At 62.4% G+C, this 25,339-nt stretch carries 24 protein-coding genes; 17 read left to right on the forward strand and 7 right to left on the reverse strand.

What is annotated here, in order from left to right; translation table 11 throughout:
- Positions 1–46: 46 nt before the first annotated feature.
- Positions 47–652: a hypothetical protein gene (locus AAEO81_RS20925; RefSeq protein ID WP_166598507.1), complete on the reverse strand. Its 606-nt coding sequence runs from the start codon at positions 650–652 to the stop codon at positions 47–49.
- Positions 653–931: 279 nt separating this feature from the next.
- Here AAEO81_RS20925 and AAEO81_RS20930 point away from each other — a divergent pair, with 279 nt between their 5' ends.
- Both AAEO81_RS20930 and AAEO81_RS20935 read left to right on the forward strand, forming a co-directional pair.
- Positions 932–1,627 (forward strand): heavy metal response regulator transcription factor, encoded by a 696-nt coding sequence (locus AAEO81_RS20930; protein ID WP_341958856.1) that lies wholly within the window; start codon positions 932–934, stop codon positions 1,625–1,627.
- On the forward strand, positions 1,600–2,991 hold the full coding sequence (locus tag AAEO81_RS20935) for a heavy metal sensor histidine kinase (RefSeq protein WP_341958857.1): 1,392 nt from the start codon (positions 1,600–1,602) through the stop codon (positions 2,989–2,991). The genes AAEO81_RS20930 and AAEO81_RS20935 overlap by 28 nt, the downstream gene beginning before the upstream one ends.
- A 164-nt stretch (positions 2,992–3,155) precedes the next feature.
- On the opposite strand, the gene AAEO81_RS20940 is transcribed toward AAEO81_RS20935, so the two are convergent.
- Positions 3,156–3,824 (reverse strand): polysaccharide lyase family 7 protein, encoded by a 669-nt coding sequence (locus AAEO81_RS20940; RefSeq protein ID WP_166598495.1) that lies wholly within the window; start codon positions 3,822–3,824, stop codon positions 3,156–3,158.
- 57 nt (positions 3,825–3,881) lie between these two features.
- Here AAEO81_RS20940 and AAEO81_RS20945 point away from each other — a divergent pair, with 57 nt between their 5' ends.
- The 12 genes from AAEO81_RS20945 (at position 3,882) to leuD (ending at position 17,173) form a co-directional block, all read left to right on the forward strand.
- The gene (locus tag AAEO81_RS20945; protein WP_341958858.1) at positions 3,882–4,256 is read left to right on the forward strand and encodes a hypothetical protein; all 375 of its coding nucleotides are present in this window, start codon (positions 3,882–3,884) and stop codon (positions 4,254–4,256) included.
- A 197-nt stretch (positions 4,257–4,453) separates the two neighbouring features.
- A complete protein-coding gene (locus tag AAEO81_RS20950; protein WP_341958859.1) occupies positions 4,454–4,906 on the forward strand; it encodes a MarR family transcriptional regulator in 453 nt (150 codons plus the stop codon).
- Between the two features lie 5 nt (positions 4,907–4,911).
- On the forward strand, positions 4,912–7,002 hold the full coding sequence (locus tag AAEO81_RS20955; protein ID WP_341964586.1) for an FUSC family protein: 2,091 nt from the start codon (positions 4,912–4,914) through the stop codon (positions 7,000–7,002).
- Positions 6,999–7,208, forward strand: coding sequence for a DUF1656 domain-containing protein (locus AAEO81_RS20960; protein ID WP_166598493.1), 210 nt, complete (start codon positions 6,999–7,001; stop codon positions 7,206–7,208). The genes AAEO81_RS20955 and AAEO81_RS20960 overlap by 4 nt, the downstream gene beginning before the upstream one ends.
- Positions 7,205–8,110, forward strand: coding sequence for an HlyD family secretion protein (locus AAEO81_RS20965; protein WP_341958860.1), 906 nt, complete (start codon positions 7,205–7,207; stop codon positions 8,108–8,110). The genes AAEO81_RS20960 and AAEO81_RS20965 overlap by 4 nt, the downstream gene beginning before the upstream one ends.
- A complete protein-coding gene (locus tag AAEO81_RS20970) occupies positions 8,107–9,546 on the forward strand; it encodes an efflux transporter outer membrane subunit (RefSeq protein WP_341958861.1) in 1,440 nt (479 codons plus the stop codon). Before AAEO81_RS20965 ends, AAEO81_RS20970 begins: the two co-directional genes overlap by 4 nt.
- Positions 9,547–9,690: 144 nt before the next feature.
- Positions 9,691–10,512, forward strand: a complete 822-nt coding sequence (locus AAEO81_RS20975; RefSeq protein WP_341958862.1) for an aldo/keto reductase — start codon at positions 9,691–9,693, stop codon at positions 10,510–10,512.
- A gap of 120 nt (positions 10,513–10,632) precedes the next feature.
- Positions 10,633–11,649, forward strand: coding sequence for a transporter (locus tag AAEO81_RS20980; RefSeq protein ID WP_341958863.1), 1,017 nt, complete (start codon positions 10,633–10,635; stop codon positions 11,647–11,649).
- 205 nt (positions 11,650–11,854) lie between these two features.
- Entirely contained in the window at positions 11,855–13,468 is a 1,614-nt protein-coding gene (locus AAEO81_RS20985; protein WP_166598487.1) for an inorganic phosphate transporter, read from the forward strand.
- 463 nt (positions 13,469–13,931) lie between these two features.
- A complete protein-coding gene (locus AAEO81_RS20990; RefSeq protein WP_341958838.1) occupies positions 13,932–14,903 on the forward strand; it encodes an IS110 family transposase in 972 nt (323 codons plus the stop codon).
- Positions 14,904–15,141: 238 nt separating this feature from the next.
- The gene (leuC, locus tag AAEO81_RS20995) at positions 15,142–16,563 is read left to right on the forward strand and encodes a 3-isopropylmalate dehydratase large subunit (RefSeq protein WP_341958864.1); all 1,422 of its coding nucleotides are present in this window, start codon (positions 15,142–15,144) and stop codon (positions 16,561–16,563) included.
- A 1-nt stretch (position 16,564) separates the two neighbouring features.
- Positions 16,565–17,173: a 3-isopropylmalate dehydratase small subunit gene (leuD, locus tag AAEO81_RS21000; RefSeq protein ID WP_341958865.1), complete on the forward strand. Its 609-nt coding sequence runs from the start codon at positions 16,565–16,567 to the stop codon at positions 17,171–17,173.
- Between the two features lie 165 nt (positions 17,174–17,338).
- Here leuD and AAEO81_RS21005 read toward each other — a convergent pair whose 3' ends face one another.
- Positions 17,339–18,253, reverse strand: coding sequence for a LysR substrate-binding domain-containing protein (locus tag AAEO81_RS21005; RefSeq protein ID WP_341958866.1), 915 nt, complete (start codon positions 18,251–18,253; stop codon positions 17,339–17,341).
- A gap of 329 nt (positions 18,254–18,582) precedes the next feature.
- Here AAEO81_RS21005 and ssuD point away from each other — a divergent pair, with 329 nt between their 5' ends.
- Together ssuD and AAEO81_RS21015 are read left to right on the forward strand one after the other, a co-directional pair.
- Positions 18,583–19,719, forward strand: coding sequence for an FMNH2-dependent alkanesulfonate monooxygenase (gene ssuD / locus AAEO81_RS21010; RefSeq protein WP_166598483.1), 1,137 nt, complete (start codon positions 18,583–18,585; stop codon positions 19,717–19,719).
- 203 nt (positions 19,720–19,922) lie between these two features.
- Positions 19,923–21,026: a sigma-54 dependent transcriptional regulator gene (locus AAEO81_RS21015; protein ID WP_341964587.1), complete on the forward strand. Its 1,104-nt coding sequence runs from the start codon at positions 19,923–19,925 to the stop codon at positions 21,024–21,026.
- A gap of 130 nt (positions 21,027–21,156) precedes the next feature.
- Here AAEO81_RS21015 and AAEO81_RS21020 read toward each other — a convergent pair whose 3' ends face one another.
- Positions 21,157–21,492: an antibiotic biosynthesis monooxygenase gene (locus tag AAEO81_RS21020; RefSeq protein WP_341958867.1), complete on the reverse strand. Its 336-nt coding sequence runs from the start codon at positions 21,490–21,492 to the stop codon at positions 21,157–21,159.
- 207 nt (positions 21,493–21,699) lie between these two features.
- Here AAEO81_RS21020 and soxR point away from each other — a divergent pair, with 207 nt between their 5' ends.
- Positions 21,700–22,161, forward strand: coding sequence for a redox-sensitive transcriptional activator SoxR (gene soxR, locus AAEO81_RS21025; protein ID WP_341958868.1), 462 nt, complete (start codon positions 21,700–21,702; stop codon positions 22,159–22,161).
- Here the strand turns inward: soxR and AAEO81_RS21030 are convergent.
- From AAEO81_RS21030 to AAEO81_RS21040, 3 genes are all read right to left on the reverse strand, one after another.
- Complete coding sequence (locus tag AAEO81_RS21030; protein WP_341958869.1) at positions 22,152–22,640, reverse strand: hypothetical protein; 489 nt, start codon at positions 22,638–22,640, stop codon at positions 22,152–22,154. The genes soxR and AAEO81_RS21030 overlap by 10 nt on opposite strands.
- A 193-nt stretch (positions 22,641–22,833) precedes the next feature.
- The gene (locus AAEO81_RS21035; RefSeq protein WP_341958870.1) at positions 22,834–24,255 is read right to left on the reverse strand and encodes an FAD/NAD(P)-binding protein; all 1,422 of its coding nucleotides are present in this window, start codon (positions 24,253–24,255) and stop codon (positions 22,834–22,836) included.
- 347 nt (positions 24,256–24,602) lie between these two features.
- Positions 24,603–25,166, reverse strand: a complete 564-nt coding sequence (locus tag AAEO81_RS21040; RefSeq protein WP_341958871.1) for an XRE family transcriptional regulator — start codon at positions 25,164–25,166, stop codon at positions 24,603–24,605.
- Positions 25,167–25,339: the final 173 nt, after the last annotated feature.

The following is a 25,339-nucleotide window of genomic DNA, read 5'->3' on the forward strand; positions in this document are numbered from 1 at the left end:
TACGCGGTCTTTGTAGGAGTGAGCTTGCTCGCGATGGTTTTGGATTTTACATCGGTGGCTGGAAACCATCCTTGCCGACCGCTACACCACGGGCAGTCTTGCCGTCGTCAGCCGGGAACACCACGACCTTGGCGCCCTTGACCAGTTGATCGACCTTGCCGGCTTCGATGTAGGCAATCGGCACGTCGTCCGGCACCACCAACTGCTTCTCGCCGCCTTTGTAGCTCACGCTCAGGGTGTGGCCGTTGGTGCCGGTCAGCTTGCCGACGGTGCCGTTGGTCATGGTCCCGGTGCTGCCGTCAGCGTTCTGCCAGCCGTAGTGACCTTCCCCGCTGCCTTTGAGGCTCGGCTCGAACACCGCCACTTCCAGCGCTTTCAGCGTGCCGTCTGCCTGAGGCGTGGCCGCCGAACCGATGAAGCTGTCGGCCTTGATCGAGGCGATGTCGCCTTTCGAGACCAGACGCACGCCAGTCTTGTCGGTCAGGGCGATGCTCTGATGAGCACCGGCACGGGTGGTGTAAGTCAGGGTGTTGTTTTCGAAGCTATCAATGGTGCCGCGCACCGGCTTGACCACGGGCATGTCAGCCGCCGAGGCCATGACGGCGGCGCTCAGGGCGAGCAAACCAAAGGTGGCGGACAATGCATTCTTCATTTTCATCGTGACGTTCCTTGAGGGCAGAGGGATGAAGCATAGTGCGTGTTGAATGACTGCCATCCTCCGCCCGCAACCGGCACCGGACAATGACCGGGCGATGACATTTTTGTCATTCGCCGCACGCCTCGTTCCCCCTGCGATCAATGACAAAAATGTAACCGACCTCAACGGCCCAAATGGTTAAACTCCGCACACGACGCGGCATCCAGCCGTTTTCAGCGCCCTTTGATAACCGCCCGGCGACACCGCCCTGACGCGAAGCGAGCCCCGCCCACGATGCACATCCTGCTGATCGAAGACGACACCAAAACCGGTGAGTACCTGAAAAAGGGCCTCAGCGAATCCGGCTACAAAGTCGATTGGACCCAGCACGGCGCCGACGGTCTGCACATGGCGCTGGAGCACCGTTACGACCTGTTGGTGCTGGACGTCATGCTGCCCGGCATCGACGGCTGGCAGATCATCGAAGTGCTGCGCGCCAAGCAGGACGTGCCCGTGCTGTTCCTCACTGCCCGCGACCAGTTGCAGGACCGCATTCGCGGGCTGGAGCTGGGCGCCGACGACTACCTCGTCAAACCGTTTTCCTTCACCGAACTGTTGCTGCGCATCCGCACGATCCTGCGCCGGGGCGTGGTGCGCGAGGCCGATCATTTCCATCTAGCGGACCTGGAGCTTGACCTGCTGCGTCGACGCGTCACCCGCCAGCAACAAGTGATCACCCTGACCAACAAGGAATTCGCCCTGCTGCACCTGCTGCTGCGCCGCGAAGGCGACGTGCTGTCTCGGGCGCAGATCGCCTCGGAGGTCTGGGACATGAACTTCGACAGCGACACCAACGTGGTCGACGTGGCGATCAAGCGCCTGCGCAGCAAGGTGGACCTGCCTTACCCGGTCAAGCTCATCCATACCGTGCGCGGCATCGGTTACGTGTGCGAGGTGCGGCCATGCGAGCCCGACGCCAGCCCTCTCTGACCCTGCGCTCGACCCTGGCCTTTGCGGTGGTCGCGATGCTCGCCGTGGCCAGCGCCGGGATGTACCTCTACGAAACCATGAAAGCCTCGGTGATGACCCGCAGCGACCACGCGGTGCTGGCGCGGCTCGATCACTTTCGCAAACTGCTGCAATACGACCTGACCCTCGACACCCTGCGCAGCAGCCCGCAACTGTTCGAAAACATGCTGGACAGCGAGGACGATATTTTCGTCATTGGCGAGCCGGGCAAATCCCCGGTGATCATGGTCAACCCGCTGCACGCGACATTGCCGAAGATGCCGGTGATCAGCGCCAACGCCCCTTTGAGCGCGGACGACATGCGCAGCGGCATGGTCCGTGGGGACGTGCCGATGCGGGCGGCCACGGTGGAAGCGGTGTCTGGCGGCAAGGTCGTGCACCTGACCGCCGCGCACCTGGCGGTGAAGGAAATGGCGACCCTTGCCAATTTTCGCGACCGCATCCTGATTTCGATTGCACTGGCGTTCGCGGTGACGGCCGGGCTCGGCTATCTGTTGCTGCGTCGAGGCCTGCGACCGCTGCGCAACATGGCCGCCCACGCCACCGCCATCACCCCGGCGCGCCTCGACAGCCGGATGGACAGCCGCGACACGCCGGTGGAGTTGCAGCAACTGAGCGACGCGTATAACGGCATGCTCGACCGCCTCGCAGACGGTTACCAGCGCCTGACCCAGTTTTCCGCCGACCTCGCCCACGAGATTCGTACGCCAGTGGGTTCGTTGATGGGCCATTGTCAGGTGGCGTTGCGGCAACCGCGCAGCGCCGATGAGTACCAGATGCTGCTGGCCTCGAATCTTGAGGAACTGGAGCGGATTTCGCGGATGGTCGAAAGCATCCTGTTCCTCGCCCGCGCCGACGATGCACAGGCCGCGCTCAATCGTCATCCACTGAGCCTGGCCGATGAAGTGCAGCGGGTGACGGGGTATTTCGAAGGGTTGGCCGAGGAACGGCAGATGACGTTCAACGTGTCAGGCGATGGCCAGCTCGACGCTGATCCGTTGCTGCTGCGACGCGCGTTGAGCAACCTCGTGGCCAACGCGATCCGGTACGCCGATGAAAGCAGCGAGATCGAGATTCGGGTGATCGACCACGGCGATGAACGCCGCATCGAGGTGGAGAACCAGGGCCCGGTCCTGAGCGAATCAGCCCTCGGCAAACTGTTCGACCGTTTCTACCGCGCCGACGCCTCCCGCCACCAGAGCTCCGATTCCAACGGGCTGGGCTTGGCCATCGTCGCGGCAATCATGCAATTGCATGGGGGTGACGTGGCGGTGAACCAGCCGACACCGGGGCGGATCTGCTTTGCGCTGATCTTTGCTCGATAGCTGCGAGCTTCAAGTCACGAGCTGCAAGCTGATCGCTGCCAGTCAGCCCCTCTTCAACCGATCCACCGCTATCGCTGCCGTCGTAACCTCCGGCGTCTCCCACACGTCTGCGGCGCCGCAGGGCTTCTAGCTCGAAGCTTGCAGCTCACAACTCGCGACTGCCCTTAGGCCTTCTTGTCGTGGCTGATCTGCAGTTTGTAGAACGTCGCCGCCCCACCTTCCGTCGCATACCCGGCGTTGTCCTGGGTGTAGACGCCCGCCTTGAAATACAGCTGCTTGCCATTCCACGTGCCGTCCAGCCGGGCGTTCCATTGCATGTCGTGGGCGTTGACGCTGAGGTCGCCCGCGGGGGTCAGGTGGATGGTGTAGTTGAAACGCTCTTTCATCAGGACCCCGGTGGCGAGCTGGATCACCACCGGTTCAGACGTCGGCGTCGGGCGGTACTTGATAACCAGATTGCCGTTCTTGGTTTTTTCCTTGTACTGGTATTCCAGCTTGAGCAGCGGTTCCGTGCTGCCGTAGCAATGAATCTGGCCGATGACGATCTTGCCGGTCGACGGCACTTGATCGACCGTCAACGCGGCACGCAGGAAGTTGTCCGCCTGGCTGTAGGCCCAGTTGTGCACGGCGCCGTTGGCGTAGGTCTCACGCAATTCCGTGCGCGGGTAAATGGCGTTATCGGTCCGAGACCCGGTCACGGGCGCCCAGAAAAACAGCGTCTCTCCCGAACGGAAGTACCCATCCTGATAGCCGCTGACCAGCTTCGTGGTGTCGATGATGGCCGCAGGGGTGCCTACGGGTACGGAGAGGTTCCAGGTGGCGAGGTCGATCATGTTGCGCTCGTGGGTGCGACATGCGCACCAGCAAAGGGAGGTCTCTGGAACGGGGGTTTGCGCCCCGTTTCCTGTCGCCTTTGCTATCGGCTGAACCGGTTTTTCTTTAGCTCGCCCAGCCAGTCAAGAAACTGCCGAAGAAGGTCGAAAATCGGCCTTGGCTATCATCTCGACATCATCCGGTTCAAACGCTTGATTGCGCAAATTTTGATCAACGCAGCGAATTCCGGGGTCGGCGTTTTCCACCGGTCGCGCCATTTTTTTGAAACACCCGAAGAAGAAATCCAAAAAATCGCCAAAAAGGGTGCGGAAGCGCCGACAGACGGTCGAAGAATTTCCGGGCCAATCGCAATTGCAACTGCCCACCCCGTCCCTGTAGGAGCGAATTCATTCGCGAAGGGCCGGTACAGCCGCCACATCTCCATCGCCTGAAATACCTCTCGCGAATGAATTCGCTCCCACAGGGATATGCGGCCGCCCGCGCCCCACCATCCATCTCCTCACCACATGCCCCCATTGACGAAACGACTTTGTTACCGGATATTAATAGTTAGCAACCTAATAATGCAGCGCCTAATCATTCACTGCCTAACCAAATCCTTTTGTTGAATTCACCAGTGGCACCGCTCATGAACCTCGACTCACTGCAAATGCACATCACCGGCGGCGTGGTCGCGGCGTCCCGTCAATGGCGCCGCGTGTGTCAGACCACGCTGGTGAACTACGGCGTGTCCGAGGCCTGCGCGGGTCCGTTGTTGATGATCGCGCGCCTGGGCGAAGGGGTACGCCAGGTCACCGTCGCGCAAGCCTGCGGCCTTGAAAGTCCCTCGCTGGTGCGCCTGCTCGATCAGTTGGGCAAAGCCAATCTGGTGCAGCGCACCGAAGACCCGACCGACCGCCGCGCCAAAGCCCTGAGCCTGACCGACGAAGGTCGCGCACTGGCCAACTCCATCGAAGACGAACTCATCCGACTGCGCCGCGACGTGTTCGCCGACATCGACCCCGCCGATCTGGAAGCCACCCTCCGCGTGTTCAAGGCTTTCGCCAAAGCCAGCCCCGTCGGCCCGGAGCTGTCCTCTTGAAAGGCATGTTCCAGGGTTTCTTTCAGGGCGTCCCCCCTTCCCGCGACTGGTTCTACGGCGTGCGCACCTTTGCCGCGTCGATGCTCGCGCTGTACATCGCGCTGATCTTCGAATTGCCCCGCCCCTACTGGGCGATGGCGACGGTCTACATCGTCTCCAGCCCTTTCGTCGCCCCCACCAGTTCCAAGGCGTTGTACCGCGCAGCGGGCACGTTCCTTGGAGCGGCGGCTTCTGTCGTGCTGGTGCCAATGTTCGTACAGACGCCTTTTTTGCTGGCCACCGTGATCGCGCTGTGGACCGGCACCCTGCTCTACCTGTCCCTGCATTTGCGCACCGCCAACAGTTACGCGCTGATGCTCGCGGGCTACACCATGCCGCTGATTTCCTTTCCAGTCGTCGACAACCCGCAAGCAGTGTTCGACGTGGCCGTGTCACGGACCGAAGAAATTTTGCTCGGCATCGTCTGCGCCGCCGTGGTCGGCGCGATGTTCTGGCCTCGTCGTCTGGCGCCGGTGCTGGTCGACACCATTTGCAAGTGGTTTCAGGACGCCTCGACCTACAGCGACCTGTTTCTCTCTCGTCGTGCGTCCCCGGAAACCGTCGGCGCCCTGCGCACGGCCATGGTTGGCACCTTCAACACCCTGGAATTGATGATCGGACAGTTGCCCCACGAAGGCACGCACCGCCAGACCGTGCGCAACGCCAAGGAATTGCGCGGGCGCATGATTCACCTGCTGCCGGTGATCGACGCCCTCGACGATGCCTTGTGGGCCCTGGAACGTCGCACCCCCGAACTGGTGGCCGACGTCGCGCCATTGATCCTCGAATGCCGCGACTGGGTGGAAAAGACCACCGACGGCGCCCCCGTGAACTATTGGGAAGCGCTGCACACCGAACTCGACCGCCTGCAGCCGACCCCGGCGCAGCTGGATGACCGGCGGCAATTGCTGCTGTCCAACGTGCTCTATCGCCTGCGCGAATGGATCGATCTGTGGCAGGACTGCCGCAGCCTGCAAGTCGCCATCGCCACCGACGACCACCGCCCATGGCGTGCGGTCTATCGGCACTGGCGGCTGGGGCGCCTGTCGCCATTCCTCGACAAGGGCATGATGCTGTACTCGGTGGCCACCTCGGTCAGCGCAATCATCGTCGCCTCGGTGTTGTGGATTCTGCTGGGCTGGCAGGACGGTGCCAGTGCCGTCGCGCTGGCCGCAGTGGCGTGCAGCTTCTTCGCGGCCATGGACGACCCCGCTCCGCAGATTTACCGCTTCTTTTTCTGGACGATGCTGTCGGTGGTTTTCGCCAGCCTCTACCTGTTCGTGGTGTTGCCGAACCTGCACGACTTTCCGATGCTGGTGTTGGCGTTCGCCGTGCCGTTCATTTGCGTCGGCACCCTCACCGTGCAACCGAAGTTCTACCTCGGCACGCTGCTGACCATCGTCAACACCTCGTCGTTCATCAGCATTCAGAGCGCCTACGACGCCGACTTCCTGAACTTCGTGAATTCCAACATTGCCGGTCCCGTGGGCTTGGCGTTCGCCTTCGTCTGGACCCTGATCGTGCGCCCGTTCGGCACCGAAGTGGCGGCCAAGCGCCTGACACGCTTCAGTTGGAACGACATCGTTTCGCTGAGCGAGGAAGCGAGCCTGGCCGAACACCGGCGCATGGGCGTGCGGATGCTCGACCGACTGATGCAGCATTTGCCGCGCCTGACCATCACCGCCCAGGACACCAACATCGCCCTGCGTGAAGTGCGGGTCGCGCTGAACATGCTGGATTTGCTGGCCTACATGCCACGGGTGCACGCGGTGCCACGTCAATTGCTGCGTCAGGTGGCCACTGAAGTGGGCACGTATTTCCGCGCGTGCCTCAAGGCCCGCGAGCGTTTGCCGGCCCCCAAAGGTCTGTTGATGACCATGGACCGCGCACGCCGCTCATTGACCTTCGACTGGATGGGCGACGACGAGTCGCGCCTGCACCTGCTGCACGCGCTCAGCGGATTGCGTCTGGCGCTGCTGCCGGGTGTGGAAATCGTCGACGTGCTCGCCGAGCAAGAAGAACAACCGCCGTACGGCATCGATGGAGCGCCATTGTGATTGGTGATCTGGACATCAGCGGGATTTTCCTGCCGACCTTTCTGGTGCTGATGGGCATCGCTTACGTGATTTTTCTGGTGGTGCACGCCGTGCTGTCCCGTGCCCACTTCTACCGCCTGGTCTGGCACCGGGCTTTGTTCAACGTCGGTCTATACGCTCTGCTGCTCGGCGTCGTGGATACCCTTAGTCGATACCTGATGAAATGAAAAAACCTCTGTTGACGCTGGGCCGTGTGGTCCTGACATTGCTGGTCATCCTGCTCGCCGCGGTCGTCGTCTGGCGCATGGTGATGTATTACATGTACGCCCCCTGGACCCGCGACGGGCACATCCGCGCCGACGTGATCCAGATCGCCCCGGACGTGTCCGGCCTGATCGAAAAAGTCTCGGTCAGCGACAACCAGGCCATCACTAAAGGCCAGATCCTGTTCACCATCGACCAGGACCGCTTCCGCCTGGCGCTGCGTCAGGCCCAGGCGACCGTCGCCGACCGCAAGGAAACCTGGGCACAGGCCCAGCGCGAGAACAAGCGTAACCGCGGCCTCGGCAACCTCGTCGCCCGCGAGCAACTGGAAGAAAGCCAGTCCAAGGAAGCCCGCGCCCTGTCGGCGTTGAACGAAGCGCAAGTGGCCGTGGACGCCGCGCAGTTGAACCTCGACCGCTCGGTAATCCGCAGCCCGGTCGATGGCTACCTCAACGACCGCGCCCCTCGGGATCGCGAGTTCGTCAGCGCCGGGCGCCCGGTGCTGTCGGTGGTGGACAGCGCCTCGTACCACATCGACGGCTATTTCGAAGAGACCAAGCTGGACGGCATTCACATCGGCTCGAAAGTGGACATCCGCGTGATCGGCGACAACGCCCGCCTGAGCGGCCACGTCGTCAGCATCGTCGCCGGTATCGAAGACCGTGACCGCAGCAGCGGCTCCAACCTGCTGCCCAACGTCAACCCGGCATTCAGCTGGGTGCGGCTGGCGCAACGGATTCCGGTGCGCATCGCGTTTGACGAAGTGCCGGAAGACTTCCGCATGATCGCCGGGCGGACCGCCACCGTGTCGATCATCGACGACGCCGTCGCCGACAAGAACACCCAGAAAGGAGCCGCCCAATGAAACGCAGCGCGGCCTTCCTGAGCGCGGGCCTGGGCCTGTTGCTGTCGGCCTGCACGGTGGTCGGCCCTGACTACAAGATGCCGAAGGACGCGGCGGTCAACCGCCCCGACTTGCAGGGCGAGATCGCTGGCAGTTCGGCCAACGTGGTCTCCGCGCCGGTGCCTGCCGACTGGTGGCGCCTGTACAACGACCCGACCCTTGATGCCTTGGTCAGTCAGGCCCTAGTGTCCAGCACCGACCTGCGGGTCGCTGCCGCCAACCTGCAACGAGCCCGTTATCAGACTGACGAAGCTGATGCTGCCGGCGGGTTCACCAACAGCGCGAAGGCCGGGGCCCAGCGCTTGCAGGAAGCCGGTCAGGCGTTTCTGCTGCCGGAAAAAGTGCCGGTGGCCAACGTTGGCGACATCGGTTTGACCACCTCCTATCAGTTCGACCTGTTCGGCGTGTTGCAGCGTGGGATCGAGGCTGCCGAGGCCAACACCGACGCCGCTCAGGCCGCCGTCGACACGGCGCGGATCACCCTGGTGGCCGACGTGGTGCGTTCGTACACGCAGATTTGCGCGGCCAATGAAGAGCGCAACATCGCTCTGCACTCGCTCGATCTGCAAAAGCAGAGCGTCGACCTGACCCAACGCCTGCGCGATGCCGGTCGTGGCGATGAGACCCAAGTGACGCGCTCGCAAACCCAGTTCAAATCCCTGCGCGCCGAATTGCCGCGCTACGAAGCTGCGCAACGAGCGGGCCTGTATCGCCTGTCGATGCTGCTGGCGCGACCGCTGGATCAACTGCCGAAAGGCGCGGCCGACTGCGCCGAACTGCCCCACATCGCCCAGGTGATGCCGGTGGGCGACGGCGCCGCGCTGCTCAAGCGTCGCCCGGACGTGCGTCAGGCCGAGCGTCGTCTGGCGGTGTCGAGTGCGGCGATTGGCGTGGCGACCGGCGAGCTGTACCCGGACATCAGCATCGGCGCGACCGTCGGCACCGTCGGTATTCTCAAGGAACTGGGCGAGCCTTCGACCAACCGCTGGGGCTTTGGCGGCGTGATCAGCTGGACCATCCCGTCCAACGGCGCACGAGCGCGGATTCACATGGCCGAAGCGTCGAATCAGGCGGCCCTGGCGCATTTCGACGGCGTGGTGCTGAACGCGATCCGCGAAGCCCAGACCGGCCTGTCGCAATACACCGCCCTGCTGGAACGCCGCGACGCTCTGGCCGACACCGAAGAATCCGCCAGACAAGCCGCCGACCAGACCCACCGTTTCTTCATGGCTGGCCGCGAATCCTTCCTCGCCGACCTGCAAGCCACCCGCACGTACACCGACGTCACCGCGCAACTGGCGGCGGCGAATACGCAGGTGGCGATGGGACAGATCGATTTGTTCCTGGCGTTGGGTGGGGGTTGGGAGAACAAACAGGCGGCGCAGGCACAGAAGTAATCAGATCGGCCAGAAGCAGATTCGCGTAACACCACCGATCTGCTTGCCGCTTGCCGCTTGCCACTCATAACTGCTTCCCGAAGGGAACCCTTACCCGCCTACACTGCCTGACTTCTCTATACCCCATTCGGCAGGAGGCACCCCATGCGCATGCTCCAACTGGCAGACAAAACCGTTCCCGTCATCGGTCAGGGCACGTGGCGCATGGGGGAGGATCGGCATCAGCGGCAAGACGAAGTAAAGGCCCTGCAACGGGGCATCGACCTCGGGCTGACGCTGATCGACACCGCCGAGATGTACGGCGAAGGCGGCGCGGAAGAAGTGGTGGGTCAAGCCATCGCGGGCAAACGCGATCAGGTCACGCTGGTGAGCAAAGTCTATCCCCACAACGCCAGCCGCAAGGGCATCCCCGCCGCGTGCGAGCGCAGCCTGAAACGGATGAACACCGATTTCATCGACCTCTATCTGCTGCACTGGCCAGGCTCGTACCCCCTCGATGAAACCGTCGAAGCCTTCGAGCGGCTGCGCGAAGAGGGAAAAATCGGCCGTTGGGGCGTGTCCAATTTCGACGTGTCGGACTTGCTGGAACTCAATGACCCACGCTGCGCCACCAATCAGGTGCTCTACAACCCCGAAGAGCGCGGCATCGAGTACGACCTGATCCCGTGGATGGAAACCGCCAGCATGCCGCTCATGGCCTACTGCCCCATCGGCCAGGCCGGCAACCTGCTGATGAACCCGGCCATCCTCGAAGTCGCCCAGCGCCAAGGCGTCACTCCGGCGCAAATAAGCCTCGCGTGGGTGCTGCGACAGGACGGCGTGATCGCCATCCCTAAAGCGGTCGACCCGCACCACCTGCAATTGAACGCAGAAGCGGCAAGCATCGAGCTGACGCTGGAGGACGAGCTGTTGATCGACACCTCATGGCCCGCGCCGATCCGCAAACAGCGTTTGGGAATGGTCTGAACCTCCCGCTGCCACCCAAACATGAAACGATACAAACAGTCACAAAACTGTCAAAACCGCTTGCGATGATGCCGCTTTAGATCTTCTGCCTTCAGCGGCCCCTCTCGCCTGCGAGCCTCCATGAATCACACCATTGCCCGTCATCAGGACTCCGACATTTTCGGTCTGCTGTATGGATTCCGCTTTCGTCCCGATGAGTCCGCCCGAGAAATCGACGCGGCAACGGCGCTGGAGTCCCTGCGCAACCCGACCGACGAAAACGAATTCATCTGGCTGCACTTGAACCTGGCCCACGCCAGTTGCGAACGCTGGCTGAAAACCAATCTGGAGCTGCCGGACGAATTCCTCGAAGCGCTGCACGAAGGCTCCCGCTCGACGCGCATCGAGCATGTGGACTCGGCCCTGCTGGCGGTGGTCAACGACGTGGTCTTCGACTTCAACCGCGTCTCCACCGACATCGCCACGCTGTGGGTCTGTGTGCGCAGCAACCTGATGATCTCGGCGCGGCATCAGCCGTTGCGTTCGGTGGACAAGCTGCGCTCGTCGGTCAAACACGGCGAAACGTTTCGCTCCCCGCTCGAATTGCTCGCCCACCTGCTGCGCGATCAAAGCGACGTGCTGGCGCAGTTCATGCGCAAGACCAGCATCAGTGTCGACAAGATCGAAGACCAGTTGCTGTCGCAGCGGCTGAGCAATAACCGCAGCGAACTGGGCGCGATGCGGCGGGTGCTGGTACGCCTGCAGCGGCTGCTGGCGTTGGAGCCGGGCTCGCTGATGCGCCTACTGCACCGCCCGCCGCAGTGGCTGCTGGAAGAGGACTTGCAGGAATTGCGTCAATCCACCGAAGAATCAGCCCTGGTGATCAGTGACCTCACCGCGCTAGGCGAGCGGATCAAGCTGCTGCAGGAAGAAATCGCCGCCAACCTCAACGAACAGAGCAGCCGCACGCTGTTCACCCTGACCGTCGTGACCGTGCTGGCGCTGCCGATCAACATCGTCGCCGGCTTTTTCGGCATGAACGTCGGCGGCATTCCCCTGGCCACCGATCCTCATGGGTTCTGGATTCTGGTGGCGCTGGTGGCGACGTTCACGTTCGTGGCGGGGCGTTGGGCGTTTCGTAAGAGCCGGGATTATTGAGCAAAGTCAGAGGCATGCGCTCACCCGCTTCTGCCAGAGGCGCGGGAGCCAGCAAGCCGCTCCCACGCTGAACGCGCCGCCTGAAATTTTTAATGCCATCCATCCCTTAGCGCAACAAATCCGCCACATGACTGACCTGCGTCGTATCTCTGTCACATTTTGTAATGATCATGGGTAACATCCCATCTCAACAGGATTGTGAATCATGGCGACCCCCACACTGGCTCAAGGCTCCTTGAAAGGCGCAGGGCTGAGTTCTCAATTCGGGCGCAAGCCCGGTGTTCTGACGATGGTGATCTTCTTCGCCGTACTCGGTCTGGGCCTGCTGTACACGGCCTTCAGCCTGAAGTCGGACATGGACGATCTGGGCACGGTCGTGACGACCTGGACCCCGTTCCTGTTGCTTGGCGTTGCGCTGTTGATCGCTCTGGGTTTCGAATTCGTCAACGGTTTCCACGACACCGCCAACGCGGTGGCGACCGTGATCTACACCCACTCCCTGCCGCCGAACGTGGCGGTGGTCTGGTCGGGGCTGTTCAACTTCCTCGGTGTGCTGTTTTCCAGCGGTGCGGTGGCGTTCGGCATCATTGCCCTGTTGCCGGTAGAACTGATTCTGCAAGTCGGCTCCTCCGCAGGCTACGCCATGATCTTCGCCCTGCTGATCGCCGCCATCCTGTGGAACCTCGGCACCTGGTGGCTGGGCCTGCCAGCGTCCTCGTCGCACACGCTGATCGGTTCGATCATCGGCGTGGGCGTGGCGAACGCGCTGATGCACGGTCGTGATGGCACCAGCGGTGTGGACTGGACCCAAGCCACCAAGATCGGTTACTCGCTGCTGCTGTCGCCGCTGGTGGGCTTCACCTGCGCGGCGCTGCTGCTGATGGCCCTGCGCATGTTCGTGAAGAACCGCGCGCTGTACAAGGCACCGGAAGGCAACACCCCACCACCGATCTGGATTCGCGGCCTGCTGATCCTGACCTGCACCGGCGTGTCCTTCGCCCACGGCTCCAACGACGGTCAGAAAGGCATGGGCCTGATCATGCTGATTCTGGTCGGCACCCTGCCGATGGCCTACGCGCTGAACCGTGCGATGCCTGCCGATCAGTCGCTGCAATTCGCGGCGGTGGCGCAAGTCACCCAACAGGCCCTGAGCAAGACGGCGCCAGCGCCGGCCCCTGCGGACTCGCGCCAGACACTCTCCACCTACATCCGCGACAAGCAGCCGACGCCTGAGCTGGTGCCTGCGCTGGCGGTGATGGCCGGCAAGATCGGTGATCAGGTCGCCAGCTACGGCTCGCTCTCCAAAGTCCCGGCCGAAGCCACCGCCAACGTGCGTAACGACATGTACCTGACCTCCGAAGCCATTCGCTTGATGGACAAGGGCAAGGTCGGCAATTTCGACGCCGACACTCAGGGCAAGGTGGACCTGTTCAAGCAGCAGATCGACACCGCCACCCGCTTCATCCCGCTGTGGGTCAAGATCGCCGTCGCCATCGCGCTGGGCCTGGGCACCATGGTCGGCTGGAAGCGCATCGTGGTGACCGTCGGCGAAAAAATCGGCAAGACCCACATGACCTACGCCCAGGGCGCTTCAGCGGAAGTCGTGGCCATGGTCACCATCGGTGCGGCTGACATGTACGGCCTGCCGGTCTCGACCACTCACGTGCTGTCGTCCGGCGTGGCGGGCAGCATGGTCGCCAACGGTTCAGGCCTGCAAATGCGCACCCTGCGCAACCTCGCCATGGCCTGGGTCCTGACCCTGCCAGCGGCGATCCTGCTGTCGGGCGGCCTGTACTGGTTCTTCACCCAGATATTCTGATTCGCAGCGCTTCACGTGCTCTCCTTCACAGGCGCTTCGGCGCCTTTTTTTTTGCGTGCCGCAAACAACCGTTCCCGCGTTTGATTCTGGCCGCAGGCCGTAGGAGCTGGCTTGCCTGCGATCGGCTGCGCAGCAGCCGCAAACCCGGGCACCTCGGTGTGTCAGATAAATCGTGCATTCAGGTTTTGCTGCCGCTTCGCGCCAGATCGCAGGCAAGCCAGCTCCTTGTATCTCGACTCTGGCGTTTCATCGCGCCATAGTTCTCGACTGATCATCGAGGGAGAGCCGGGAAGCTGTTCAGCTCCTAAGGCCTCAGAGCTTACAAAGTAGATAGAGCTCCGGTTCTCCAACCTCACTCGAAAAGTCCGAACGGTATCCAGTGCGCGCCTTCGGCGTGAGCACGCATGTACAAGGCAGGACCGGGTGACGCGATGATCGTGTGCAATCGACTCTGGAGAGCGCCATGTCTGCTTTTGTTGGCATCGATATCGCCAAAAACTCATTTGATATCGCCACCCCGCTGGATAACGGGAAGTTCAGGACCAAAGCCAGGCTGGCCAATAATCCCAAGGGTTATCAGGTGCTGCTCGACTGGCTTACCACCCACTCCGAGCCCCATGCCTGGGTCGTGATGGAAGCCACCAGCGTCTACCACCAGGGCGTTGCTGATTGCCTTCACGCTCACGGATACCGGGTGTGCATCGTCAACCCTGCGATCCTCCACCAGTACGGCAAGGATGAGCTGCGCCGGGTCAAAACCGACAAGGCCGATGCAAAGCTGATCGCCCGCTATGCGCAAGACAAGCACACCAGACTGCGCGAGTGGGTGCCGGAGCCCGCGCCACGTCGGCGCTTGCGCGCGTTGGTGCGTCGACTGGAAGATTTGCAGGAAATTCAGCAGATGGAAAGCAATCGTCTGGATGTCGCCGAAGACAAGGTCAAAGCGTCGATCGAGTCGGTGATCAGCCACGTCAAGCAACAGATCGACGAGACCAGGAAAGCGATCAAAGACAATATTGACGACGATCCTGACCTGCGCCAGAAGCGCGATCTGATCGTGACCATCGACGGGCTGGGGGATACGACCGCAGCGCTGATCCTGGCCGAACTCGGCGACCCATTGGATTACAAGGGCCCCAAATCTATCGTTGCCTTTGCGGGCCTGGACCCACGTTGTGCTAGCTCGGGAGAGTCGGTAGGCCCGACCCATATATCCAAAACCGGCTCGAAAAGGCTGCGCGCCGGGCTTTACATGCCAGGCATGGCTGGCCTAAAGCACAACGCGGTGTTGCGAGAGCTAAAGACCCGGATGCGCGCCAATGGGAAAGCCCCAAAAGAGATCATCTGTGCAGCAATGCGAAAGCTGCTGCATCTGGTCTATGGCGTGCTGAAATCGGGCAAGCCGTTCGACGCAGAAATTGCGCTTGCCCGGTGATGGGCAAGACGGTATCTACGGCCTTGGCGGTGTTTCAGACGCAGCGGGGTTGACTGACACGACACCATCGCGGGCAAGCGCGCTCCTACAGGAAATACCTGCTCCGTCAGCATCGCCCACCATCAAACACGATCCATGTCCCATGCCCTCACCCTTCGGCCATTGATGCCCCTCCCCGCCTGCCTAAGATGTTGACTACAGCCTGTCTGGCCGTGATCTCTTCCAAGCGAGCCTCCCCATGACTCAAACAAGAACGCTGTACGACAAACACATCGACTCGCACACCGTGTGCACCCTCGACGATCAGGGCCATGTCTTGCTCTACATCGACCGTCAGGTGATCAACGAATACACCAGCCCGCAGGCGTTCAGCGGTCTGCGCGAAGCCGGGCGTGAGGTCTGGCGCCCGGAGACCGCGCTGGCCGTGGTCGATCATGTCAACCCCACCGCCCCACAGCGTGTCGCCGCCATGGCCGATCCGGGTGGCGCGTTGCAAGTCTCTTATCTCGCTGACAACTGCGAAAAATTCGGCATCGAACTGTTCGACGTCCTCGATAAACGCCAGGGCATCGAACACGTGATCGCCCCCGAACAGGGCTTCATCCTGCCGGGCATGGTCATCGCCGCGGGCGACAGTCACACCACCACTTACGGGGCCTTGGGCGCGTTCGGCTTCGGCATCGGTACCTCGGAAATCGAACACTTGCTGGCCTCTCAGACGCTGGTCTACAAACGCCTGAAAAGCATGCGCGTGACGGTCGAAGGCGATCTGTCCAGCGGGCTGACTTCAAAAGACGTGATCATGGCCCTGATCGGCAAGATCGGCGCGTCGGGCGCCACCGGCTACGCCATCGAATTCACCGGTTCGACCATCGCGGCACTGAGCGTCGAAGCGCGCATGACCATCTGCAATATGGCCGTCGAAGCTGGCGCACGAGGCGCGTTCATGGCCCCGGACGAGAAAGTCTTTGCTTACCTCAAGGACAAACCCCGCGCTCCAAAAGGCGATCTGTGGGATCAGGCCGTCGCCAAATGGAAAGGCTTGCACAGCGACCCGGGCGCGGTATTCGACCGCGAAGTCCAACTCGACGCCCGCGACCTGCAGCCCATGGTCACGTGGGGTACCAGCCCGGATCAGGCAGCGGCCATCAACGGCAGCGTTCCCGACCCTGAAAGCATCGCCGACCCGATCCTGCGCCAGGACATGCGCCGCGCCCTCACCTACATGGGCCTGGAAGCGGGCATGCCGCTGAGCGATATCGTCATCAGCCACGCCTTTATCGGCTCCTGCACCAATGCGCGCATCGAAGACCTGCGTGACGCTGCCAAGGTCGTGCGCGGCAAACACGTGGCCGAGCATGTGCGGGCGATGATCGTCCCGGGCTCTACGGCCGTGCGTGATCAGGCCGAAGCCGAGGGGTTGGCGTCGGTTTTCCGCGATGCCGGTTTTGAGTGGCGCCAGTCCGGCTGCTCGATGTGCCTGGCAATGAACGACGACGTGCTCGCCCCCGGCGACCGCTGCGCGTCCAGCACCAACCGCAATTTCGAAGGCCGTCAGGGCGCCGGTGCCCGCACCCACTTGATGAGCCCGGCCATGGTGGCCGCCGCTGCCATCACCGGTCACCTGACCGACGTTCGCAGCCTGCAAGGGAGTTTCTGAGATGCAGCCTTTCACCCAAGTCACCGGCAAGGCCGCGCCGATGCTGGCGGCCAACACGGACACTGACGTGATCATGCCCAAGCAGTTCCTCAAGGGCATTGACCGCGCCGGGCTGGATCGCGGCCTGTTCTTCGACCTGCGCTTTCTTCCCTCGGGCGAGCCGAACCCGGACTTCATCCTCAATCAGCCGGGCTGGCAAGGCGCGAAATTCCTCGTCACCGGGCCGAACTTCGGCTGCGGGTCTAGCCGTGAGCACGCGGTCTGGGGCCTCAAGCAAATGGGGATTCAGGCGCTGATCGGCAGCAGCTTTGCCGGGATTTTCTACGACAACTGCCAGCGCAACGGCGTGCTGACCATCGTGCTGGACGAGGCGCAAGTTCAGGCCTTGGGCAAGGTGATCAGCCAGCCCGACAGCGTGCAGATCGAAGTGGACCTGCCCGCACAGGAAATTCGCCTGCAAGACGGACGCGTCATACCGTTCAACATCGACGAACTGCGCAAAAACGCCCTGCTGCTGGGGCTGGATGCCATTGGCAGCACGCTGCAAAAACGCGAGCAGATTCTCGCGTTTCAGCAAAAGCATCTGGCAGAGAATCCGTGGCTCTCGTGACCGTGACGTAGTGCTTACGACACGCTCACCAACTGTAGGAGCCGGCTTGCTGGCGAATGCGTCCTGACAGACATTGATGCGTTAAATGACACACCGCATTCGCCAGCAAGCCGGCTCCTACGACCTGCGGCCAGCAGCAGTCCTGCATCGCTGCGAAGGGGATGCCTACAACGACAACCCCTGAAAATGCGCCTGCAGAAACTCCACGCACACCCGCAATTTCCCTGAATTGGCCAGCCGCGTGGGGTACACCGCCCAGACGTTGGCGCTTTCGGTGTATTCCGGGAGCACCTGCACCAGCCGCCCCTGCTCCAGAAAGGGTTTGACGTCCCACAGCGAACGCTGCAACACCCCGCGCCCGTCCAGCGCCCATTGCAGGACGATCTCGCCGCTGTTGGACGACAGCGGCCCGCTGACCCGCACGCTCTCCCGCACGCCGTCACGCTCGACATGCCAGATGCCAAACGCGTTGTCGCGCTCCTTGATCACCAGGCAGTCGTGCTGTTCCAGGTCCACCAATTGCTGCGGCGTGCCCCGACGCGCCAGGTAATCCGGCGCCGCGCACAGTACCCGTCGGTTACTCACCAATTGGCGACCGATGTGCTGACCGGGGATGTCATCGCCCACGCGGATCTCCAGATCGAAACCCTCGCTGACGATATCCACCACCCGGTCGAACAGGTCCAGCCGCACCTCCAGATCGGGGTACGCCTCGGCCAGTTTCGAGATCGCCGGAGCGACGTGATTGCGGCCAAAACCGAACGAACTGCACAAATGCAGCTTGCCCCGTGGCGCCGAATGGGCGTCGGACAACTCGTCGTGCAGCAACTGAAAATCTTCGAGAATTCGCACCGCCCAGCGTTGCACGCGCTCGCCGTCTTCGGTCAGCGCGACCTTGCGGCTGGTGCGGTGCAACAGGCGCGTGGCCAGGGTCGATTCGAGGATCTGGATGCGCTTGCTGACGTACGCAGGCGACAGCCCGAGTTCATCGGCGGCGGCCGCGAAGCCAGCCTTGCGGATCACAGTGAGAAACACCCGAAGGTCTTCGGGCAACGGCGCCACTTCTTTTTTTGAGGTCATGCGGCTTCTTTTTTCTGGTCAATCGATTTTCACGGTATGGGTGCTATCTGAGCCTCACATACGTCCTGTAGGAGTGAGTTTGCTCGCGATGGCGTCGTGTCAATCACGAACTGGCCGGCCCCCATCGCGAGCAAGCTCACTCCTACAGCGGCCTGTGCAGGGCGAGAGAATAACATCCTGCGCCGCTCATACGTTTCAAAACGTAAAACCGGACATATCTCCGAACGTTCTAAAAATATGGAATTCAGTTCTTTTACGGAATAAATCACAACCTCTATAACTAGCGCACTTATTCCAAAAGCCACCGATTCCCGCTCGAAGGATTTCTCATGGATGTTTTCTGGTTTCTACCGACACACGGCGACGGCCATTTTCTGGGCACCACCAAGGGCGCGCGCCCGGTCACGCTCAATTATCTGAAGCAAGTGGCCCAGGCCGCTGACGACCTGGGCTACCACGGTGTGTTGATCCCGACCGGCCGTTCCTGCGAAGACTCCTGGGTGATCGCCTCGGCGCTGGTGCCGCTGACCGAACGCCTGCGTTATCTCGTGGCGATCCGTCCGGGCATCATCTCCCCGACCGTCTCCGCGCGCATGGCCGCGACCCTGGACCGCCTGTCCGGTGGGCGCCTGCTGATCAACGTCGTGACCGGTGGCGACCCTGACGAAAACCGTGGCGACGGCAGTTTCCTCGATCACAGCGAACGTTACGAAGTCACCGACGAATTCCTGAAAATCTGGCGTCGCGTGCTGCAAGGCGAAGCCGTCGACTTCGAAGGCAAACACCTCAAGGTGCAGAACGCCAAGGCGCTGTACCCGCCGATCCAGAAACCCTACCCGCCGCTGTATTTCGGCGGTTCTTCGGAAGCCGCCCACGAGCTGGCCGCCGAGCAGGTGGACGTGTACCTGACGTGGGGCGAGCCGCCTGCCGCCGTCGCCGGAAAACTGGCTGACATCCGCGAACGCGCCGCCCGCAATGGCCGCACCGTGAAGTTCGGCATCCGTCTGCACGTGATCGTGCGCGAGACCAGCGAGGAGGCATGGAAAGCCGCCAACACCCTGATCGAGCACATCAGCGACGAGACCATCGCCGCTGCGCAGAAATCCTTCTCGCGCTTCGACTCCGAAGGCCAGCGCCGCATGGCCGCGCTGCACGACGGACGACGCGACAACCTGGAAATCGCCCCGAACCTGTGGGCCGGTGTCGGCCTGGTGCGTGGCGGTGCAGGCACAGCGCTGGTCGGCAACCCCGAAGAAGTCGCGGCACGGATCAAGGAATACGCGGACCTGGGGATCGAGAGCTTCATCTTCTCCGGCTACCCACACCTGGAAGAAGCCTACCGCTTCGCCGAGCTGGTGTTCCCGCTGCTGCCTGAACCGTACCGCAGCCTGGCCGGTCGCGGCATCACCAACCTGACCGGCCCGTTCGGCGAGATGATCGCCAACGATTTGCCACCGCAGAAGTAACCCGTTCACCGCATGACCTGTGGGAGACGCCGGAGGTTACGACGGCAGCGACTGCGTCGGGTCAGGGTTGGATGTATCGCCTGACACACCGCTTTCGCGGCCGTCGTAACCTCCGCAAGCTCCCACAAGGTATTCGGCGGCATTCGTACACGGAGTTCCCCCACATGACCGCCAGCATTCCGTTTCAACCACAAGTGATCCCCATGCAGCTACTGACCTTACCGCCCTCCCCAGCCCTGGCGACCTCCATCCGCGCCACCGCGCAGGTGTTCGAAGACCCGAAATCCCAGGCGTTGCTGGCCCACGTGCAACAGGTCGCGCCCAGTGATGCCAGCGTGCTGATCATCGGCGAAACCGGCACCGGCAAGGAGTTGGTCGCCCGTCACATCCACAACCTCAGCGACCGCCGCCATCAGCCGTTCGTGGCCGTGAACTGCGGGGCGTTCTCCGAATCGCTGGTCGAGGCCGAGCTGTTTGGCCACGAAAAAGGCGCGTTCACCGGCGCGCTGACCGCCAAGGCCGGCTGGTTCGAAGAGGCCAACGGCGGGACGCTGTTCCTCGACGAAATCGGCGACCTGCCGATGGCCATTCAGGTGAAGCTGCTGCGCGTGTTGCAGGAGCGTGAAGTGGTGCGCCTGGGTTCGCGCAAAAGCACGCCGATCAACGTCCGCGTGCTGGCGGCCACCAACGTACAGCTGGAGCGTGCGATCAACGCCGGGCACTTCCGCGAAGACCTGTTCTACCGCCTGAACGTGGTCAACCTGGAGCTGAGCACCCTGCGTGAGCGCCCTGGCGACATCATGCCGCTGACCCGTCATTTCATTGAGGTTTACAGCCAGCGCCTGGGTTGCGGCCCGATCCAGATCAGCAGCGACGCCGAGCACAAGCTGCGCACTTACAGCTGGCCGGGCAACATCCGCGAGCTGGAAAACGTCATTCATCACACGCTGCTGATTTGCCGCAACGGCGTGGTCCAGGCCAGCGACCTGCGCCTGTCGAACCTGCGTCTGGAGCGTCAGGACGACGCATTACCCGCTATCGACGACTCCACCGACGCGCTGTTGGCCCGGGCGTTTCAAAAGTTGTTCGAAGAGCAGGCAGGCGCGCTGCACGAGAAAGTCGAAGATGCGCTGTTGCGGGCGGCTTATCGCTTCAGCCACTACAACCAGGTGCACACCGCGCAACTGTTGGGCTTGAGCCGCAACGTCATCCGGGCGCGGCTGATCAAAATCGGCGAGTTGGCCGTGAACAAGCGTCGACCGGGCGAGCAGGTGCAAGGCGACCGGATGGTGCAGTTGTCGGTATGAATCAACGTCCTGCGGGGTGTGAACGGACGCCATCGCTGCCGTCGTGCCTCCGGCGTCTCCCACAGGTCCGGCAGCGGGCTGACGATTCCTGCTCCTCCTGACACTGCCACGGCTGCGAAACGGCAGACATTCAACGCGACCTTGTGATTTCTCCCACCATTTCGTAGGCGTTGAACGCCATCGCCGTCGTCCGGTGCCTGCGAATCAATCCCCACAGATCCCCTTCCCCCTGCTCGGCATTGCGGAACGCCTGTTCACAGGCGGATTTGGACTGCCACAGCACATGGCTCAGGACTCGCCCCTGGTCTTCGCTGACGTGGACACTGGCGCGGATGAAACCGGGGTACGTACGGGTGAAGCGCTCGAAGCGCTCATTCAGGTCCGCCACCAGACCGGCCTGGTATCGGGGATCTACCGTGAACTCGACGAACTGACTGAACGGAAGGTTTGAGTCTTGTGACGTCATGAACGCTCTCCACAGATGAACGGATGTCGCAGAACAAAGTGCAGCATTGAGGTTTCGCGTGAACTACGTTTCTTGCGTCGTATTGTCAGGGGCGACGGTGTGGCAGGCGCTGCCAGTTGTTAATGCAGGCTGCGAAGGGTAAAACCTCCACTTAACTAGAGGTCAAGCATCTTTTGCCTGTTGATCAACGGGCCATTGAAGGAATCCATGCGCCCTACCGTGTCTCAGCATCTGCCCCGAGAACTGACCGTCGGCCAATTGTCGGCCCGCAGCGGTGTCGCCGTCACCGCCCTGCGCTTCTACGAAACCAAAGGGCTGATCTGCAGCCAGCGCAATGCGGGCAATCAGCGCCGCTACTCACGGGACGTGCTGCGCCGGGTGGCGCTGATCAAGACAGCGCAGCGGCTGGGCATTCCGCTGGCGACCATTCAGGCCGCCTTCGACACCCTGCCACAGGACCGTCCGCCCAACCTTGATGACTGGAACCGGCTGTCGGAATGCTGGAAGGCCGACCTCGACGAGCGCATCCATCGCCTTACGGCCCTGCGCGACCAGCTCAACGGCTGCATCGGCTGCGGCTGCCTGTCGATGGAGGCCTGCCCGTTGCGCAACCGGGGCGATACCTTGGGCGAAGATGGCGCCGGTCCTCGACTTCTGGATCAGGACTGAACGTGCTGCGGCCCCACCAAGGTGGCCGCCAGCACCCGGTCGTCGACCGAGAGGTGCATTTGCTGCATCGACTGGTTCAGCTCGTTCGTGGCCTGGATCAACGAGTTGGACATGGCCATGATCTCCATCTGCAACTGACGAATCTTGCCTTCGCGTGCTTTTGGCGACAGCGAGTGATCACTCATGAAGGCCTGCATGTCCTTCATCTTTTGCGCGATGCGCGCCTGTATCGAACGGATCATCTTGAGCTGATCCTTGATCCGGTCCGGCAGGTTAGAGGCGTCGATGTCCGCGTCCTTGTCACCGGTTTTCGCCGCCTTCTGCGCTTCGGGCGACAACAGCACCTCGACGCTTTTGCGCATTTGCTCGGCCGCGCTGGGTATGTCAGTTGAATCCTCAGTGGTTTGCTGACTTTTAGCGGTCGCCTGCTGCACAAGCAACGCCGCGTCCGCCGGGTTGCGGAAACTCAAGCTCATCATGAAAAGAACGCCTCCATAGCCCTGGCTGCCCTGCGACCACGTGGAAAACCCACACGGTTTCACCGGTTCCATCCCACGCTGTCGGCTCTTTCGGATAGCCCTTTAGGATGGGGGGCCGAAAGTGTGTCGGGGTCGACACAATCTTGGCGTTGATACGCTGTCAGGCGTTGATTCTGGCCGCAGGCGCCTCGCGTCAGCGTTCAGAACGCTCCGCCAACCGCGCCGCCAGCGCTTTCGCCTGCAACGCCACGTCGGTCACCGCCGTGCTTTCCCACCACATCCCGCGCAGAGGCGGGCCCATGGCGAACAGTCGAGACGACACGCGCCCTTCGGCGTCCAGCACCGCGCCGCCCGGATCGGAGGCGATGCCCAGCGCCAGCGGTCCCGGTTGAATCAGCCCCCGCGCCAGCAATTGGCGAGGCAGGGCTCGGTCCACGCGGCGCCAGTCGTATTGAATACCCGTCGAATTAATCAACGCCGCCCCGCGCACCTCGGTGGGTTGATCCTCGCCGCGATAGCGCACGCTGATGCGCACCTGACCCGACTCGCGATCCTGCACGTCTTGCAACGAGGCCGCATGAATGTTCAGACGGCCCTCCTGCACCAGCCGCTCCAACAAAGCCGCGCTGGGCGGTGGCGAGCGGTGGTGATGGCTTTCCCACCAAGGGCGGACATGACGTACGAACTGTCGCCGCTGCACGTCAGTCGCCTGACTCCACAACCGCGGGATGTGCACCCGAACGGTGTCCAGCGGCGCCTGCCAGTCAATGCCTTGGGCGATGGCCTGCTCACATTGCTCACGCAACGCGCGCACCAGTTGCCGGGGGCTGCGAAGGCTGTGGTCAGCGCCGAGAAAATCCGGCCAGGCAGGCGGCTGGCGGCGCACGTGCGGCAGCAAACCATGCCGGGAAAACACGTCAATGGGGCCGCGATGCCCGGCCTGTTCCAGCGACACCACCGCATCGACCATGGTCAGGCCCGAGCCGATGATCAGCACCCGGCCTTGAGAATCAAGCTGACGCATCGCGGCAACGTCCCATGGGTCCACGGCCGCAGCATTCAGGGCGTTGGAGTCGGTTTGCGGCGTGCGCGCGGCGGCGAACATCCCCGTCGCCAGAACGGCGAAGCGGCCATTCACCTCAGTGCCGTCAGCCAACGCGAGACGAATGCCGGACGCTTCGGATTGCACATCCACGACCTCACCTCGCACATGTTCGACACTCGAACCATGCTGCGCGCCTTTCGCCTGTGCCTCGGCCAGTCGCTGCTGCACGTACAGTCCAAAAATACCGCGAGGCGGAAACAGCTCGGCGAGCGGCACGTGCTGCTGATCAGACTCTGGCCAGCCGCCCGACGCAATGAACTCGCCCAGCCAACGGGTCAGGTCATCCGCGTCGTCGGGGTCGACGCTCATGCGCGCAGCGTTGCCGTTGAGGGTGTGGCCCAATTCGGTGGCGCTGTAGGCCTCGCCCCGGCCCAGTTCGCTGCGGGATTCGACGATCACGATCCGCCGCTGTCCCGGCAGGCGCAGCAGCTGCACCGCGAGCATCGTGCCGCTGAGGCCGCCGCCGATGATCAGGATGTCGGCGTCAGGTCGATTGTGTTGTGAGGTCATTGTTTTTGCCTTGTCTTCGCCACAGTGGCGCGCCTGCCCGATTATGGCGAGCCTGCGGAGGGATTCAAACAGGACGATGGTCGGCCCGTTTCGGTACGAAGGATGCAAGGCACGGCGCGTGCCGGGATATCGGGAATTTGCTGATGGGAAAGCGGGCAACGTGCTGAAGGGCTGTTGCCTGACCAACATCGAGTGTGTGACCCCAACCCTCGGCAACACCGCGGTTCAAAACTGTGGGAGCGAATTCATTCGCAATGGTCTGTCAGACAATGCATCTCTATCGTCAGTCCCCTTTTTCGCGAATGAATTCGCTCCCACAGGTGACGCGCGGTCATTCCTCCAAACGCTCACGACACCACATTGCGCACAAAGCGCAGCGCCACGCGCCCATCATTGCGGTAGGCATGGGGCCGGTCGCTGGCGAACATGAAAAACTCCCCCGCCGCGATCTGTCGGGTGTTGTCCGGAAATGCAACGGTCAGGCAGCCTTCGATCACATAGACCTGCTCGCTCCAGCCCTTGGGGTCAGCCTCGGAGGCGTACGCCTCGCCGGGCGCTAGCGAGAACTCCCACAGCTCCACGCCATGCCGCGCCGACGCCTTGGCCAGCAACACCGCCTTGCTCTCCGGGAGCGCGCCTGCCCACGCCACCTCATTGATGCGGCTCGGATCGCGCTCTTCAGGCGCCTGGATCAGATCACTGAATGCCACCTCCAGCGCCTCCGCAACGCGGTCCAGCGTGGCCAGACTGACGTTCTTCTCCCCTGCCTCGATCGCCACGAGCATGCGCCGACTGACCCCGGATTTTTCCGCCAACGTGGTCTGGCTCAATGCCGCCTCGTGCCGCAAACGTCGAACATTGAGGCTGACGTGCTGCAGCACCGACGCGCGTTGCGAATGTTCCTTGTGCACTGGATCGCTCCCCCATAGGGCTTGGTGGGCAATATACTGCTCATCTCGACATGCCACAAACCTGCGTAGAGCCTGATGCATTGAGGCGCCAGGTCTTGCTGCCGCTACGCGTCAGATCGTAGGCAAGCCAACTCCTACGCCCTCCGGGCAGAATCAAAAGCCCAGATCGCGCA

The organism is Pseudomonas sp. RC10, from assembly GCF_038397775.1.
Lineage (GTDB): Bacteria > Pseudomonadota > Gammaproteobacteria > Pseudomonadales > Pseudomonadaceae > Aquipseudomonas > Aquipseudomonas bambusae.

What these genes read in the sequence shown, in the direction of transcription:
- AAEO81_RS20925 (WP_166598507.1), bottom strand. Translation starts at nt 652, where the DNA reads ATGAAGAATGCATTGTCCGCCACCTTTGGTTTGCTCGCCCTGAGCGCC.
- AAEO81_RS20930 (WP_341958856.1), top strand. Translation starts at nt 932, where the DNA reads ATGCACATCCTGCTGATCGAAGACGACACCAAAACCGGTGAGTACCTG.
- AAEO81_RS20935 (WP_341958857.1), top strand. Translation starts at nt 1,600, where the DNA reads ATGCGAGCCCGACGCCAGCCCTCTCTGACCCTGCGCTCGACCCTGGCC.
- AAEO81_RS20940 (WP_166598495.1), bottom strand. Translation starts at nt 3,824, where the DNA reads ATGATCGACCTCGCCACCTGGAACCTCTCCGTACCCGTAGGCACCCCT.
- AAEO81_RS20950 (WP_341958859.1), top strand. Translation starts at nt 4,454, where the DNA reads ATGAACCTCGACTCACTGCAAATGCACATCACCGGCGGCGTGGTCGCG.
- AAEO81_RS20955 (WP_341964586.1), top strand. Translation starts at nt 4,912, where the DNA reads ATGTTCCAGGGTTTCTTTCAGGGCGTCCCCCCTTCCCGCGACTGGTTC.
- AAEO81_RS20965 (WP_341958860.1), top strand. Translation starts at nt 7,205, where the DNA reads ATGAAAAAACCTCTGTTGACGCTGGGCCGTGTGGTCCTGACATTGCTG.
- AAEO81_RS20970 (WP_341958861.1), top strand. Translation starts at nt 8,107, where the DNA reads ATGAAACGCAGCGCGGCCTTCCTGAGCGCGGGCCTGGGCCTGTTGCTG.
- AAEO81_RS20975 (WP_341958862.1), top strand. Translation starts at nt 9,691, where the DNA reads ATGCGCATGCTCCAACTGGCAGACAAAACCGTTCCCGTCATCGGTCAG.
- AAEO81_RS20980 (WP_341958863.1), top strand. Translation starts at nt 10,633, where the DNA reads ATGAATCACACCATTGCCCGTCATCAGGACTCCGACATTTTCGGTCTG.
- AAEO81_RS20985 (WP_166598487.1), top strand. Translation starts at nt 11,855, where the DNA reads ATGGCGACCCCCACACTGGCTCAAGGCTCCTTGAAAGGCGCAGGGCTG.
- AAEO81_RS20990 (WP_341958838.1), top strand. Translation starts at nt 13,932, where the DNA reads ATGTCTGCTTTTGTTGGCATCGATATCGCCAAAAACTCATTTGATATC.
- leuC (WP_341958864.1), top strand. Translation starts at nt 15,142, where the DNA reads ATGACTCAAACAAGAACGCTGTACGACAAACACATCGACTCGCACACC.
- leuD (WP_341958865.1), top strand. Translation starts at nt 16,565, where the DNA reads ATGCAGCCTTTCACCCAAGTCACCGGCAAGGCCGCGCCGATGCTGGCG.
- AAEO81_RS21005 (WP_341958866.1), bottom strand. Translation starts at nt 18,253, where the DNA reads ATGACCTCAAAAAAAGAAGTGGCGCCGTTGCCCGAAGACCTTCGGGTG.
- ssuD (WP_166598483.1), top strand. Translation starts at nt 18,583, where the DNA reads ATGGATGTTTTCTGGTTTCTACCGACACACGGCGACGGCCATTTTCTG.
- AAEO81_RS21015 (WP_341964587.1), top strand. Translation starts at nt 19,923, where the DNA reads ATGCAGCTACTGACCTTACCGCCCTCCCCAGCCCTGGCGACCTCCATC.
- AAEO81_RS21020 (WP_341958867.1), bottom strand. Translation starts at nt 21,492, where the DNA reads ATGACGTCACAAGACTCAAACCTTCCGTTCAGTCAGTTCGTCGAGTTC.
- soxR (WP_341958868.1), top strand. Translation starts at nt 21,700, where the DNA reads ATGCGCCCTACCGTGTCTCAGCATCTGCCCCGAGAACTGACCGTCGGC.
- AAEO81_RS21030 (WP_341958869.1), bottom strand. Translation starts at nt 22,640, where the DNA reads ATGATGAGCTTGAGTTTCCGCAACCCGGCGGACGCGGCGTTGCTTGTG.
- AAEO81_RS21035 (WP_341958870.1), bottom strand. Translation starts at nt 24,255, where the DNA reads ATGACCTCACAACACAATCGACCTGACGCCGACATCCTGATCATCGGC.